The organism is Pseudomonas sp. B21-015 (assembly GCF_024749285.1).
In the GTDB taxonomy this organism is placed as follows: Bacteria; Pseudomonadota; Gammaproteobacteria; order Pseudomonadales; family Pseudomonadaceae; genus Aquipseudomonas.
In genome coordinates this window covers 604,595-619,563 of the sequence record NZ_CP087196.1, presented here as the reverse complement: position 1 = coordinate 619,563, position 14,969 = coordinate 604,595, and the positions used below count along the sequence as shown (strand labels likewise).

Genomic DNA, 14,969 nt, shown 5'->3' with positions numbered 1-14,969 from the left:
AATTGCTATCGCGAGCAGGCTCGCTCCCACAGGGGTTTTGCATTCCTTCAGAGGAATCGGTGAAGGTTTCAGACAGCAGCGTTATAGAACTGCTCGCTGCTCTTCTGCTCCACCAGTGCCTGTTCGATGGCGGCCTGGTGCACTTCGTCGGCGTGCTCTTCGCGAGCTTCCGGAAGGATGCCCAGACGCGAGAACAACTGCATGTCCTTGTCGGCCTGCGGGTTGGCGGTGGTCAGCAGTTTTTCGCCGTAGAAAATCGAGTTGGCGCCGGCAAAGAAGGCCAGGGCCTGCATCTGTTCGTTCATCGCTTCGCGGCCGGCGGACAGGCGCACGTGGGATTTTGGCATCAGGATGCGGGCGACCGCGAGCATGCGGATGAAATCGAACGGATCGACGTCGTCGGCATTTTCCAGCGGCGTGCCGGCGACTTTCACCAGCATGTTGATCGGCACCGATTCCGGATGCTCTGGCAGGTTGGCCAGCTGGATCAGCAGGTTGGCGCGATCGTCGAGGGACTCGCCCATGCCGAGAATGCCGCCGGAGCAGATCTTCATCCCCGAATCACGCACGTAGGCCAGGGTTTGCAGGCGCTCGCTGTAAGTGCGGGTGGTGATGATGCTGCCGTAGAACTCCGGCGAGGTGTCGAGGTTGTGGTTGTAGTAGTCCAGGCCGGCTTCGGCCAGGGCGACGGTCTGGTCCTGATCGAGACGGCCGAGGGTCATGCAGGTTTCCAGGCCCATGGCCTTCACGCCTTTGACCATCTCCAGCACGTAAGGCATGTCTTTGGCCGACGGGTGTTTCCACGCCGCGCCCATGCAGAAACGGGTCGAACCGATGGCCTTGGCGCGAGCGGCCTCTTCGAGGACCTTCTGCACTTCCATCAGTTTTTCTTTTTCAAGGCCAGTGTTGTAGTGGCCCGACTGCGGACAATATTTGCAATCTTCCGGGCACGCGCCGGTCTTGATCGACAGCAGGGTGGAAACCTGGACGCGATTGGCGTCGAAATGCGCGCGGTGCACCGTTTGCGCCTGGAACAGCAGGTCGTTGAATGGCTGAACGAAGAGTGCTTTGACTTCGGCCAAAGACCAGTCATGACGCAGGGTTGCAGTGGTGCTGGCGCTCATGGGCGTTTCCTTGTTTATGCTTGGCAAGCGGCTGGGGAATGGAATACCCACAGACGCGACACGGATGTTCGGCATATTTAAGGAAGACTCATGCACTGTCAACCACGATACGAAGGACCGGTTTACATCTGGTTAAAAAACAAACAATTCTGTTTGCTCTGCGCAGAAGCCGCAGACGACACCACGCCGATCTGCATGGCCTGTGAAACCGAGTTGCCCTGGCTGGGCGATCACTGCCAAACCTGCGCCCTGCCCTTGCCCGCCACGGGCCTGACGTGCAGCCAATGCCTGAAACAACCGCCCGCCTTCGAGCGGGTCGCCGCGCCCTGGACTTACAGCTTTCCCGTCGACAGTTTGATCACCCGTTTCAAGCACAACGCAAAGTGGCCGTTCGGCCGCCTGCTCGGCGAACTGCTCGCTCAGTTCCTGCAACATCGCCTCGATGAGGACCTGGATCGGCCCGACGCGCTGATACCGGTGCCGCTGGCCTCCAAACGTCTGCGCCAGCGGGGTTTCAACCAGGCGGCGATGCTCGCCCGCTGGCTCAGCACCAACCTCGACATTCCTTGCGATGAAACGCTGTTGCTGAGGATTCAGGACACCAGCGCGCAACAAGAGCTGAATGCCGACGCCCGTAAAAAGAACCTGCGCCACGCCTTTGCCCTGGCGCCCGCGGCCTCGATCAAGGGTCGTCACTTCGCGTTGGTCGACGACGTGCTGACCACCGGCGCCACCGCCCAGGCCCTGGCTCGCCTGTTGATGGAGGCGGGTGCCACGCGGGTCGACGTCTATTGCCTGGCCCGTACCCCAAAACCTGGCGATGGGGCCTGACTTGACTCTCGTGCGCCAAGCCGCCAACGTCCTCCCCATCGCCACAGTCCAAAGCGTCTCGCCATGTCCTTGCCTACGTTGTTGTCCCAACACATTGTCCGTCGCCCGCAGCGCATCGCGTTGCTGCAACACATCGCCGAACAAGGCTCGATCACCCGCGCCGCGAAAAGCGCGGGCCTGAGTTACAAGGCGGCGTGGGATGCCATCGACGAACTGAACAACCTCGCGCAGAAACCGCTGGTGGAGCGCAGCGTCGGCGGCAAGGGTGGCGGTGGCGCCAAGTTGTCCAGCGAAGGCGAACGCGTGTTGCGCCTGTATCAAAAGTTGCAGGCCTTGCAGGCTCAGGTGCTGGAAGCCGCCGAAGAGGCCAGTGACCTGGACCTGCTCGGTCGGCTGATGCTCAGAACCAGCGCGCGCAACCAACTGCACGGCAAGGTCGTGGCGATCGATACACAGGGGCGCAACGACCGGATCCGCCTTGAACTGGCTGAAGGTTTGCTTATCGATACGCAGATCACTCACGACAGCACTCTGCGCCTGGAACTGGAAACCGGCACCGAAGTGGTGGCACTGATCAAGGCCGGCTGGCTGGAACTGCTGAGCGTCGATCAAACCACAACACCCGGCGACAACTCCCTGAAGGGCACGGTCGAAGAAATCCTCGACGCCGAAGACGGTCCCAGCGAAGTGCGCATCAGCCTGCCCAATGGCCAGACACTTTGCGCCCTGGCCGAGCCGCTGCACCTGAAAACCCTCGGGCTTGCCGCCGGGAAACCGGTGCAGGTGCAGTTCGCGCCGTCCAACGTGTTGCTCGGCACACCGCTGTAGGAGCTGCCGAAGGCTGCGATCTTCTGATCCTGATTTTAAGATCAAAAGATCGCAGCCTTCGGCAGCTCCTACGAGGCGACTGCAACAAAAGCTTCATCGATCACCATTAAGGTGGCTGCAAAAACCCGCAGGGAGCCTGATGTGAGCCTATTAGAAGACAACCAACCCACCGACCTCGAAAAAATGGTCGGCCTCAGCCGTCGTGGCTTCATCAGCGCTGGTGCCCTCTGCGGTGCAGCGATGTTTCTCGGTGGCAACCTGCTGAGTCGTAGCGTGCTGGCCGCCAGCGTCAGCGCCGGCTCCAGCAAATTGTTGGGCTTCGACAGCATCGCCGCCGCCACCACCGATACCATCACCCTGCCGCCGGGCTACAAATCCTCGGTGCTGATCAGCTGGGGCCAGCCTCTGCAGAAGAATGGCCCGGTGTTCGACCCGAGCGGCAACGGCACGGCCGAGCACCAGGAAGTCCAGTTCGGCGACAACAACGACGGCATGAGCCTGTTCGAATTCCCCGGTGACAGAGACCGGGCGTTGATGGCGATCAACAACGAATACACCAACTACCGCTACCTCTATCCCCACGGCGGCATGCCGCAATCGGCGGCAGAGGTGCGCAAGGCCCTGGCCTGCGAAGGCGTGTCGGTGATCGAGGTACAGCGCAAGAACGGCCAATGGCAATTCGTCCAGGGCTCGCGCTACAACCGGCGTATTCACGGTAACGCGCCGATCAGCCTGAGTGGCCCGGCCGCCGGTCACGAGCTGCTGAAAACCAGCGCCGACAAACACGGCAAGAACGTCCTCGGCACCTTCCAGAACTGCGCCAACGGCAAGACGCCGTGGGGCACTTATCTGACCTGCGAAGAGAACTTCACCGACTGCTTCGGCAGCAGCAATGCCGAGCAAAAATTCGACGCCGCGCAGAAGCGCTATGGCGCAGTGGCGGCCAGCAAAGAGATCAACTGGCACCCGCACGATGAACGCTTTGACCTGGCGAAGAACCCCAACGAGCTCAACCGCCACGGCTGGGTGGTGGAAATCGACCCGTTCGATCCGCAATCGACGCCGGTCAAACGCACCGCGCTGGGCCGCTTCAAACATGAAAACGCAGCCCTGGCCGAAACCAACGACGGTCGCGCCGTGGTGTACATGGGCGACGACGAACGTGGCGAGTTCATCTACAAATTCGTCAGCCGCGACAAGATCAACCACAAAAACCCCAAGGCCAACCGCGATCTGCTGGATCACGGCACCTTGTACGTGGCGCGCTTCGACGCGGGCGACGGCAATGCCGACCACCCGAAAGGCCAGGGCCAGTGGATCGAACTGACCCACGGCAAGAACGGCATCGACGCCAGCAGCGGTTTTGCCGACCAGGCCGAAGTGCTGATTCACGCACGCCTCGCAGCCAGCGTGGTGAATGCAACGCGCATGGACCGCCCGGAATGGATCGTCGTCAGCCCCAAGGACGGCCAGGTCTACTGCACCCTGACCAACAACGCCAAGCGCGGCGAAGAAGGCCAGCCGGTGGGCGGTCCGAACCCGCGCGAGAAGAACGTCTATGGGCAGATCCTGCGCTGGCGCACCGACCGCGACGATCACGGTTCGAATAGCTTTGCCTGGGACCTGTTTGTGGTCGCCGGCAACCCGGGCGTCCACGCCGGTACACCGAAGGCCGGTTCGTCGAACATCACCCCGCAGAACATGTTCAACAGCCCGGATGGCCTGGGCTTCGACAAGGCCGGGCGCTTGTGGATTCTCACCGATGGCGATTCAAGCAATACAGGCGACTTCGCGGGCATGGGCAATAACCAGATGCTCTGTGCCGACCCGGTGACTGGCGAGATCCGCCGCTTCATGGTCGGGCCGGTAGGTTGTGAGGTGACGGGGATCAGCTTCTCACCGGATCAGAAAACCTTGTTTGTCGGGATTCAGCATCCGGGTGAAAGCGGTGGGTCGACGTTCCCTGAGCATCTGCCCAACGGTAAGCCGCGGTCTTCGGTGATGGCTATTTCCCGTGAGGATGGCGGGATCGTCGGCGCCTGATAGGGCCTCTTCGCGGGCAAGCCCGCTCCCACAGGGATCTCCTGCGTGTGACAAATAGTGTGCACACCCAAGATCCATGTGGGAGCGGGCTTGCCCGCGAAGGCGTCGGTGCGAACAACACTTACCTCAACCCAACCACTAAAGAAGCCCCGTCTGCGCTACCATGCTTGGCCGGACGCGGCAGCCTGCCGCGCGCAGGAGTCAGCATGGCCCACCCGTTTGCAACCCTCACCCCAGACCTCGTGCTCGATGCCGTCGAAAGCATCGGCTTTCTCAGCGACGCGCGCATTCTGGCGCTCAACAGCTACGAGAACCGCGTCTATCAGGTCGGCATCGAAGACTCCGAGCCACTGATTGCCAAGTTCTACCGCCCGCAGCGCTGGACCAACGAAGCGATCCTCGAAGAGCATCAGTTCACCTTCGAACTCGCCGAGTGCGACGTGCCGGTGGTCGCGCCGATGATCCACAACGGTGCCAGCCTGCACGAACACAACGGTTTCCGTTTCACCCTGTTCCCCCGCCGTGGCGGCCGCGCACCGGAGCCGGGCAATCTCGATCAGCTGTATCGACTGGGCCAGTTGCTCGGTCGTCTGCATGCGGTCGGTGCTACCAAACCGTTCGCACACCGAGAAGCGCTGGGGGTGAAGAACTTCGGTCATGACTCGCTGACCACATTGCTCGAAGGCAATTTCGTTCCCAAAAGCCTGCTGCCCGCCTACGAGTCCGTGGCCCGCGACCTGCTCAAGCGCGTGGAAGAGGTTTACCAGGCCACGCCGCACCAGAACATCCGCATGCACGGCGATTGCCACCCCGGCAACATGATGTGTCGCGACGAGATGTTCCACATCGTCGATCTCGACGACTGCCGCATGGGCCCGGCGGTGCAGGATATCTGGATGATGCTGGCGGGTGATCGTCAGGAATGTCTGGGGCAGTTGTCGGAATTGATGGACGGCTACAACGAATTCCACGACTTCGATCCGCGGGAACTGGCGCTGATCGAACCGCTGCGCGCCTTGCGGCTGATGCACTACAGCGCCTGGCTCGCCCGTCGCTGGGACGACCCGGCCTTCCCTCGCAGCTTTCCATGGTTCGGCACCGAGCGCTATTGGGGCGATCAGGTGTTGGCGTTGCGTGAGCAATTGGCAGCACTCAATGAAGAGCCACTGAAGTTGTTCTGACGAACACAAATCCAATGTGTGCGGGCTTGCTCGCGAATACGGTTTCACATTCAACAGAGATGCTGACTGAATGACCGCATTCGCGAGCAAGCCCGCTCCCACAAACGTTCACAACACATTAAGGCAAATCTCCTTACAATCCCCTCTTTGTTAGCTGCCTAAGCAAGGATTCTCATGCAAGCCGCCAACCCGCGTCGCGGGTACATCCTGGGCCTGAGCGCCTACATCATCTGGGGACTGTTCCCGCTCTACTTCAAAGCCATCGCCAGCGTGCCCGCCGTGGAGATCATCATCCACCGAGTGCTTTGGTCCGCGCTGTTCGGCGCGTTGCTGCTGCTCGTCTGGAAGCATCCCGGCTGGTGGCGCGAGCTGCGCGAGAATCCGCGACGGCTGGCGATCCTGGCGCTGAGCGGCACACTGATCGCGGCCAACTGGCTGACTTACGTCTGGTCGGTGAACAATGGACGCATGCTTGAGGCCAGCCTTGGCTACTACATCAACCCGCTGGTGAACGTACTGTTGGGGATGCTGATTCTCGGCGAACGGCTACGGCGCATGCAGTGGATCGCGGTGGGGCTGGCGGCAGTCGGTGTCGCGCAGCAAGTGTGGCAAGTCGGCAGTCTGCCGTGGGTGTCGCTGGTGCTGGCATTGACCTTCGGCTTCTACGGCCTGATCCGCAAGCAGGCACCGGTCAAGGCATTACCGGGGCTGGTGGTGGAAACCTGGATGCTGGTGCCGATTGCCGCCGCCTGGCTGCTGTTCAATCCGACGGCGACCAGCGCGCAAGCCGAATTCTGGACCTCCTCCGAAGCCTGGTGGCTGGTGGCCGCCGGCCCGGTAACGCTGGTGCCACTGGTGTGTTTCAACGCCGCTGCACGACACTTGCCCTACACCACACTCGGATTTCTCCAGTACCTGGCGCCGACGCTGGTGTTGCTGCAAGCCGTTCTGCTGTTTGGCGAGCACTTGTCGTCCAGCACGTTGGTGGCGTTCATCTTTATCTGGGCAGGTCTGGCGGTTTACAGCATCGACGCGTGGATAAGTCTGCGCCGTCGCCGCTGATCAGAAAACGTACAAACATCTACAGGCCACGTCCGACGTGGCCTGCATCCATCCTTCCCAAGGTTATCCACAGTGTGATCCCCGGCGTTTGTGCGCAAGTCACTGAAACTGCTGGTTTTTTGATCAGAGCCCGAAGAGTCCCGGCCGACGTGGCCTGGCGGGGTGTCTCTACAGGTTATCCACAGGCAGGTGCACGTATAACTTGGATAACCTGTTCAAGGTTCGCTGCGCAGCACCAATTCGACCATCAGATCGTCCGCCAGGGTTTCCAGGCGCGATTGCAGCACCTCCAGCGACAAGGTCAGTGGTACCGCGAGAATTGCTTCGGCATGGAACAACGGCTCGCTGCTCATCGGCGCCGGCCGCACTTCGGTCACCAGCCGCTCCAGGCTCACCCCCTGCTCACTCAGCAGACGCGTAATGTCTCGCACAATGCCCGGACGATCATTGCCCACCAGTTCCATGGCAATCGGCTTCCAGGTGCAGGATTGTTCGATGCTGCTTTCGGCGATCATCACGCGGATGCCCTGGGTCGACAGTCCCTGTAGGGCGTCTACCAGTTCATCGTAGGCCTCGGCCGGCACACCCACCCGAAGAATCCCGGCGAATTGTCCGGCCATGCGCGACATGCGGCTCTCCAGCCAGTTGCCGCCGTGCTCGGCAATGCATTGGGCAATACGCTCGACCTGCCCGGGCTTGTCCGGGGCGAATACGGTGAGTACGAGATGGTCCATGGCGCAGCCCTCTTGTCATGACTTTTGTTATAGAACAGCAAGTATAGGCAAGGGCTGGCTCTGCGTGGACGGGGCTTGCTCGCGAATGAAGGCACCGCAGATTCAGTTGAAGAAACAAATCGTGTACAAGTTTTTAGATTTAACTGGAACAATCCAATAGTTTTTTGAGAACATCCCGTGCCCCGACGTGACTGCACGACGTCGGCGAGTCGCAGAACGACGTAATTAGTCTAATTTTCACAACCGCAATTCATCATGTAGTATGCCGCAGCGCGCACTACATAACGTTGGATCGATGTCTGCCGCAGGCGCCGTCGCAACCCTGAAAGCCCCGTCAGCAAGGCCGCAAGGCCGTTGATCGGACCGAACCCAGCCGCCCGCAATGGCATGTACTGGTAGAAGGGTTTGTGGTTTAAATGGCCAGAGGCTTCATTGTTAAATTGAAGAGCTGAAAAGCGAAATAGCTGAGCAGAGTGAGGCAAGCAATGACTGAACACGTTCAAGTCGGTGGCCTGCAGGTCGCCAAAGTCCTGTTCGACTTCGTGAACAACGAAGCCATTCCCGGTACCGGCCTCACCGCCGACAAGTTCTGGGCCGGTGCCGACAAGGTCATTCATGACCTGGCGCCGAAGAACAAAGCCCTACTCGCCAAACGCGATGATTTCCAGGCTCGCATTGATGCCTGGCACCAGGCTCGTGCAGGTGTTGCGCACGATGCGGTGGCCTACAAAGCCTTCATGCAAGACATCGGTTATCTGCTGCCAGAAGCGGCCGATTTCCAGGCAACGACGCAAAACGTCGATGACGAAATCGCCCGCATGGCCGGCCCGCAGCTGGTGGTGCCGGTGATGAACGCGCGCTTCGCGCTCAACGCCTCGAACGCCCGCTGGGGTTCGTTGTATGACGCGCTCTACGGCACCGACGCCATCAGCGAAGCGGGTGGCGCGGAAAAAGGCAAAGGCTATAACAAGGTGCGCGGCGACAAGGTCATCGCCTTCGCCCGCGCCTTCCTCAACGAAGCCGCGCCATTGGCTGCCGGCTCCCACGTCGACTCCACCGGCTACAAAATCGTTGACGGCAAACTGGTCGTCGCCCTCAAAGGCGGCAGCAACTCGGTTTTGAAGAGCTCTGGCCTGCGCAACGATGCCCAACTGATCGGTTTCCACGGCGATGCAGCGGCTCCGACCGCAATCCTGTTGAAAAACAATGGCCTGCACTTCGAAATCCAGATCGATGCCAGCACCCCGGTCGGCCAGACCGATGCCGCCGGTGTCAAAGACATCCTGATGGAAGCCGCGCTGACCACCATCATGGACTGCGAAGACTCGGTCGCCGCAGTCGATGCCGATGACAAAGTGGTGATCTACCGCAACTGGCTCGGCCTGATGAAGGGCGATCTGTCGGAAGAAGTCTCCAAGGGCGGTCAGACCTTTACCCGCACCATGAACGCCGACCGCACTTATACCGGTGTCGACGGTAAAGAACTGAGCCTGCATGGTCGTTCGTTGTTGTTCGTGCGCAACGTCGGTCACCTGATGACCATTGACGCGATCCTCGACAAAGACGGCAACGAAGTGCCGGAAGGCATTCTCGACGGTCTGGTGACCTGCCTGGCAGCGATCCACAGCCTGAACGGCAACAGCGCGCGCAAGAACAGCCGCACTGGCTCGGTCTATATCGTGAAGCCGAAGATGCACGGCCCGGAAGAAGCGGCGTTCACCAACGAGCTGTTCGGGCGCATCGAAGACGTACTGGGCCTGACACGCAATACCCTGAAAGTCGGGATCATGGACGAGGAACGCCGTACCACGGTCAACCTCAAGGCCTGCATCAAGGCCGCCAGCGAGCGTGTAGTGTTCATCAACACCGGTTTCCTCGACCGCACGGGCGATGAAATCCACACCTCCATGGAAGCCGGCCCGATGGTGCGCAAGGCCGACATGAAGGCCGAGAAGTGGATCGGCGCCTACGAGAACTGGAACGTCGACATCGGTTTGAGCACCGGCCTGCAAGGTCGCGCCCAGATCGGTAAAGGCATGTGGGCCATGCCCGACCTGATGGCGGCGATGCTGGAACAGAAGATCGCTCACCCGATGGCCGGTGCCAACACGGCCTGGGTTCCATCGCCGACTGCTGCTGCACTGCACGCATTGCACTATCACAAGGTCGATGTGTTCGCCCGTCAGGTCGAACTGGCCAAACGTGCGCGCGCTTCGGTGGACGACATCCTGACCATCCCGTTGGCTGTGAATCCGAGCTGGACCGCGGAGCAGATCAAGAATGAACTGGACAACAACGCTCAGGGCATTCTCGGTTACGTGGTGCGCTGGATCGACCAGGGCGTGGGTTGCTCGAAAGTGCCGGATATCAATGACGTCGGCCTGATGGAAGACCGTGCGACGCTGCGCATTTCCAGCCAGCACATCGCCAACTGGCTGCGCCACGGCATCGTCACTGAAGATCAGGTGATGGAAAGCCTCAAGCGCATGGCGCCAGTGGTTGATCGTCAGAACGCCAACGACCCGCTGTACCGCCCGCTGGCACCGAACTTCGACAGCAATATCGCCTTCCAGGCGGCAGTCGAACTGGTCGTCGAAGGCACCAAGCAGCCGAACGGCTACACCGAGCCGGTTCTGCACCGTCGTCGTCGCGAGTTCAAGGCCGCCAACGGCCTTTGAGTAAACGCTGACGCCGGACGTGAAAAAGCCCTGATCGAGAGATCGGGGCTTTTTTTTACGCCGCGGTCCCTTGTGGCGAGGGAGCTTGCTCCCGCTCGACTGCGCAGCAGTCGTAAACCCTGTGTATGCGGTGTATCAGATCGCTGGTTTTGGGGCTGCTGCGCAACCCAGCGGGAGCAAGCTCCCTCGCCATAAAAAGCTGCCAGCCTGGAGGTCCGCGCTACACATCCATCCCCAGCTCATGCTTGACCAATTCAAGCAATTTTTCGCTATCGATAGGCTTGAGCAGAAAGTCCACTACGTGCAAATGCATGGCTTCGATCGCATCCTTCACGTCGGCATCGCCGGAAACGATGATGATCGGCAACGCCGCACGCGCCGACTCCCGCACCTGACGGATCAGTTCCAGGCCATCGACGTGCCCCATCCGCAGGTCAGTAATCACCAGACCAATCGACGGCTTCGCCTCCAGCAATTTGAGCGCCGTTTCGCCGCTGGCCGCCGTCATGCAGTGAATGCCATCCAGCCCCAGAATTTCCGACAGCAGCTCCCTGGCATCCTTATCGTCATCGACGATCAGCACCCGCTGCGGCGGCAAATCTGGTTCCAACATGACGGCACTGAGCGCTTCGCGCTCGGCATCACTCAAAATATCGTGGTCGGACATGGCGTTCTCAACGTTTTCGGCTCGATCCCTGGCACAGTGGTCAGACATCGCGCGGCAGAGCTTCAATGTGCACTTCGTCGGAAATCTTTCCAATAGACAATGTAGGAGGTTTTTCCCACAGTTGTGTCAGACATTTCCCATATTCAGACCACAGCCCTGCCTACCTAGACTTACGTCCAATGGGCACCCCGCCCGCAGGGGTCGACCATGGCTGGAACAATCCGACACAACAATTCGAAAAAGACTGCGGTAATGGTTATGAGTAAAGCGGACGCCTTCACCCAGGCAGGGAAAACCGCGGTGTTGCAGAACATCCAGGGTACTTTGCAATTCCTCCAGCGCTTCCCGCCCTTCAATCAGATGGAAAACGCCCACCTGGCTTATCTGGTGGAGCAATGTCAGCTGCGTTTTTATGCCCCCGGCGAAAGCATCATCAAACCCGCCGATGGCCCGATTGAGCATTTCTACATCGTCAAACAGGGCCGGGTCGTGGGTGAACGCCCGCACACGGCCAAGGGCGAGACCGAAACCACCTTCGAAATCACCACCGGCGAGTGTTTCCCCCTCGCCGCGCTACTGGGGGAACGAGCGACTCGCACCGAACATCTGGCGGCCGAAGACACCTTTTGCCTACAGCTGAACAAGCTGGCGTTCATCAAACTGTTCGCACTGTCCAGCCCGTTTCGCGACTTTGCCCTGCGTGGTGTCAGCAGCTTGCTGGATCAGGTCAACCAGCAAGTCCAGCAAAAAGCTGTGGAAACCCTCGGCACCCAGTACTCGCTCAATACCCGGTTGGGCGAATTGGCCATGCGCCACCCGGTAACCTGCAGCCCGATTACCCCCCTGCGTGAAGCCGTGACGCTGATGCACGATCAGCAAGTCGGGAGCATTGTGGTGGTCGATGAGCAAAAAGCGCCGCTGGGCATTTTCACCCTGCGCGACTTGCGACATGTGGTGGCCAACGGCACCAGCGACTTCAATGAAGCGATCGAAAGGCACATGACCCGGGCGCCGTTTTACCTGACGCCGGACCACAGCGCCTTCGACGCAGCGATTGCCATGACCGAGCGGCACATCGCCCACGTCTGCCTGGTCAAGGATCAGCGCCTGTGTGGAGTGGTCTCGGAACGCGACCTGTTTTCCCTGCAAAGGGTCGATCTGGTGCATCTGGCGCGGACTATTCGCAGTGCCCAGAAGTTGGAAAACCTGGTGGCGATGCGCGGCGAAATCGGCCAATTGGTGGAGCGGATGCTGGCCCACGGCGCATCCTCGACCCAGATCACCCACATCATCACCTTGCTCAACGACCATACCGTGTGCCGGGTGATCGAACTGGTGCTCGCCGAGAAAGGCGACCCCGGCGTGCCGTTCAGTTGGCTGTGTTTCGGCAGCGAAGGCCGCCGCGAGCAGACGCTGCACACCGATCAGGACAACGGCATTCTGTTCGAAGCCCGCGACGCGGCCCACGCCGCCGAGATTCGCGGCAAGTTGCTGCCCCTCGCCCAGCAGATCAATCAGAACCTGGCGCTGTGTGGTTTCACTTTGTGCAAGGGCAACATCATGGCCGGCAACCCCGAGCTGTGTTTGTCCCGGGCCGAATGGGCGCGACGTTTTGCGGCGTTTATCCGCGAGGCGACACCGGAAAACCTGTTGGGTTCGAGCATCTATTTCGACCTGCGCGTAGTCTGGGGCGACGAGCGAGGCTGCGAACAGCTGCGCCAGGGCATTCTCGATCAGGTCGGCGACAACCGGTTGTTCCAGCGCATGATGGCCGAGAATGCCCTGCGCAACCGTCCGCCCGTAGGGCGTTTCCGTGAATTCGTCCTGGCGCGCAAAAATGGCGAGAAAGCCACGCTCGACCTGAAGCTTCAGGGCCTGACCCCTTTCGTCGACGGTGCTCGAGTGCTGGCCCTGGCCCACGGCATCGACGCCAACAATACCCTGGAGCGCTTTCGCCAATTGGTGGCCAAAGAGGTCATCGAACGGCTGGACGGCGCCGCCTATGAAGAGGCATATCACTTCATCCAGCAAACCCGCATGCAGCAGCATCAGTTACAGACACGGGAGAATTTGCCCTACTCCAACCGCGTCGATCCGGACAGCCTCAATCATCTGGACCGACGCATCCTGCGTGAATCCCTGCGCCAGGCTCAACGCCTGCAAAGCAGCCTGACCCTGCGGTATCAGTTATGAGCCTGTTTTCATGGCTGCGCCCGGCCAGTCCCGTTTTGCCCGGCGAACTGCAACAGCGTCTGGAGCGCTTGCCGGCCGTGGCCGAGCTGAGCGATTGCAGCCTGCGCGAGCAACGCTGGGTGGTACTCGACCTGGAAACCACCGGGCTGAACCTGAATAAAGACCGGCTGTTGTCCATCGGCGCGGTGGTGATCGAGGACGGGGCGATCGATTTCAGCCAGCAGTTCGAACGCACGTTGCAATGCACCGAACTCAAACTCGGCCCCAGCGTGTTGATTCATGGTCTTGGCCCGAGCGCCATTGCCGCCGGCAGCGACCCTGCGCAGGCCCTGCTCGAATTCATGGAGTTCGTCGGCGACAGTCCGGTGTTGGCGTTTCATGCGCCGTTCGACCAGCACATGCTGGGGCGCGCGCTGAAAGAACATCTGGGCTACAAGTTGCAGCATCCGTTTCTGGACGTGGCAGACATCGCCCCGTTGCTGTGCCCGCAGGCGCATTTTCGCGAGGCTGGGCTGGACGAGTGGATCGACTGGTTCAAGCTGGAGGTCTTCGAGCGGCATAACGCCAGTGCCGATGCGCTGGCGACGGCGGAGCTGATGCTGATTTTATTCAGCCGGGCGCGACAGCAGCAGATTTATAGCCCATTGAATTTGCAGCAGCGGCTGAGTCAGTGGAAGCGGCGGCGGCAGGCTCCGTCTTTTTGAGTTTTATGGCGCCTGTTCTGGCGCCTTCGCGGGCAAGCCACGCTCCCACAGGTATTGCGTCGTGCGCCGATTTCGCGAACGACGCAATACCTGTGGGAGCAAACTCCTACACTTCGTTCCATGTTCAGCCGTGAGCTTGCGCTTGAGCTCAAGCATTAAAGCGCTATGCTGCCGACACTGCCCACGATCGAGATCGTCGCCATGTCCGTCCCCAGCATGACCTTGTTCCACAACCCCGCGTCGCCTTTTGTTCGTAAAGTCATGGTGCTGCTGCACGAAACCGGGCAAACGAACCGCGTGGCGCTGCAAGCCAGCCAGCTCACGCCCGTCAGCCCGGATCCGGCCCTCAACGAAGACAACCCGTTGGGCAAGATTCCGGCGCTGCGCCTGGCCGACGGCAATGTGTTGTACGACAGCCGGGTGATCCTCGACTACCTCGATCACCAGCACGTCGGCAATCCTCTGATTCCTCGTGAAGGCTCGGCGCGCTGGCGGCGTTTGACCCTGGCTTCTCTGGCTGACGGGATCATGGATGCCGCAGTGATGATTCGCTATGAAGTAGCCCTGCGCTCGCCGGAAAAACATTGGGACACATGGCTCGACAGTCAGCGCGACAAGATTCGTCGCGCCCTGGCGCTGCTGGAGGCCGATGCGATTGCCGAGCTGACCAGCCATTTCGATGTGGCGGCGATCAGTGTTGCCTGTGCCTTGGGTTATCTGGATCTGCGCCATCCGGATCTGGAATGGCGCAAAGAGAATCCGAAGCTGGCGGAGTGGTATTTCGAGGTGAGTCAGCGGCCTTCGATGATCGCGACGATGCCCAAGGTTTAGATTCTCGGCAACTGTGTCGGCCTCATCGCGAGCAGGCTCGCTCCCACATTTGATCTTTGGTATGCACAACCTTTGTGTTCACTGGAGATCTTT

Annotated in this window: 12 protein-coding genes; 9 read left to right on the top strand and 3 right to left on the bottom strand. The window is 60.4% G+C overall.

Annotated elements, in window-relative coordinates; translation table 11 throughout:
• Positions 1–68 precede the first annotated feature (68 nt).
• Positions 69–1,124: a biotin synthase BioB gene (gene bioB, locus LOY38_RS02765; protein WP_008008198.1), complete on the bottom strand. Its 1,056-nt coding sequence runs from the start codon at positions 1,122–1,124 to the stop codon at positions 69–71.
• A gap of 90 nt (positions 1,125–1,214) precedes the next feature.
• Between bioB and LOY38_RS02760 the strand changes: the two genes are divergently transcribed.
• The 5 genes from LOY38_RS02760 (at position 1,215) to rarD (ending at position 7,069) form a co-directional block, all read left to right on the top strand.
• Positions 1,215–1,955, top strand: a complete 741-nt coding sequence (locus LOY38_RS02760; RefSeq protein ID WP_258698757.1) for a ComF family protein — start codon at positions 1,215–1,217, stop codon at positions 1,953–1,955.
• Positions 1,956–2,018: 63 nt separating this feature from the next.
• Positions 2,019–2,783, top strand: coding sequence for a TOBE domain-containing protein (locus tag LOY38_RS02755; protein WP_258698756.1), 765 nt, complete (start codon positions 2,019–2,021; stop codon positions 2,781–2,783).
• A gap of 141 nt (positions 2,784–2,924) precedes the next feature.
• A complete protein-coding gene (locus LOY38_RS02750) occupies positions 2,925–4,826 on the top strand; it encodes a PhoX family phosphatase (protein ID WP_258698755.1) in 1,902 nt (633 codons plus the stop codon).
• Positions 4,827–5,032: 206 nt separating this feature from the next.
• Positions 5,033–6,007: a serine/threonine protein kinase gene (locus LOY38_RS02745; protein WP_258698754.1), complete on the top strand. Its 975-nt coding sequence runs from the start codon at positions 5,033–5,035 to the stop codon at positions 6,005–6,007.
• A 174-nt stretch (positions 6,008–6,181) separates the two neighbouring features.
• Positions 6,182–7,069, top strand: coding sequence for an EamA family transporter RarD (gene rarD, locus LOY38_RS02740; protein ID WP_258698753.1), 888 nt, complete (start codon positions 6,182–6,184; stop codon positions 7,067–7,069).
• A 215-nt stretch (positions 7,070–7,284) separates the two neighbouring features.
• Here rarD and LOY38_RS02735 read toward each other — a convergent pair whose 3' ends face one another.
• Complete coding sequence (locus LOY38_RS02735; RefSeq protein WP_007936467.1) at positions 7,285–7,803, bottom strand: glycine cleavage system protein R; 519 nt, start codon at positions 7,801–7,803, stop codon at positions 7,285–7,287.
• 485 nt (positions 7,804–8,288) lie between these two features.
• Between LOY38_RS02735 and LOY38_RS02730 the strand changes: the two genes are divergently transcribed.
• The gene (locus tag LOY38_RS02730) at positions 8,289–10,481 is read left to right on the top strand and encodes a malate synthase G (RefSeq protein WP_258698752.1); all 2,193 of its coding nucleotides are present in this window, start codon (positions 8,289–8,291) and stop codon (positions 10,479–10,481) included.
• 220 nt (positions 10,482–10,701) lie between these two features.
• Here LOY38_RS02730 and LOY38_RS02725 read toward each other — a convergent pair whose 3' ends face one another.
• The gene (locus LOY38_RS02725) at positions 10,702–11,148 is read right to left on the bottom strand and encodes a response regulator (RefSeq protein ID WP_258698751.1); all 447 of its coding nucleotides are present in this window, start codon (positions 11,146–11,148) and stop codon (positions 10,702–10,704) included.
• Between the two features lie 252 nt (positions 11,149–11,400).
• On the opposite strand from LOY38_RS02725, the gene LOY38_RS02720 reads away from it, so the two are divergent.
• From LOY38_RS02720 to LOY38_RS02710, 3 genes are all read left to right on the top strand, one after another.
• A complete protein-coding gene (locus tag LOY38_RS02720) occupies positions 11,401–13,341 on the top strand; it encodes a putative nucleotidyltransferase substrate binding domain-containing protein (protein ID WP_258698750.1) in 1,941 nt (646 codons plus the stop codon).
• Positions 13,338–14,045: a PolC-type DNA polymerase III gene (locus LOY38_RS02715; protein WP_258698749.1), complete on the top strand. Its 708-nt coding sequence runs from the start codon at positions 13,338–13,340 to the stop codon at positions 14,043–14,045. Before LOY38_RS02720 ends, LOY38_RS02715 begins: the two co-directional genes overlap by 4 nt.
• A 201-nt stretch (positions 14,046–14,246) precedes the next feature.
• Positions 14,247–14,876: a glutathione S-transferase gene (locus LOY38_RS02710; protein WP_258698748.1), complete on the top strand. Its 630-nt coding sequence runs from the start codon at positions 14,247–14,249 to the stop codon at positions 14,874–14,876.
• Positions 14,877–14,969: the final 93 nt, after the last annotated feature.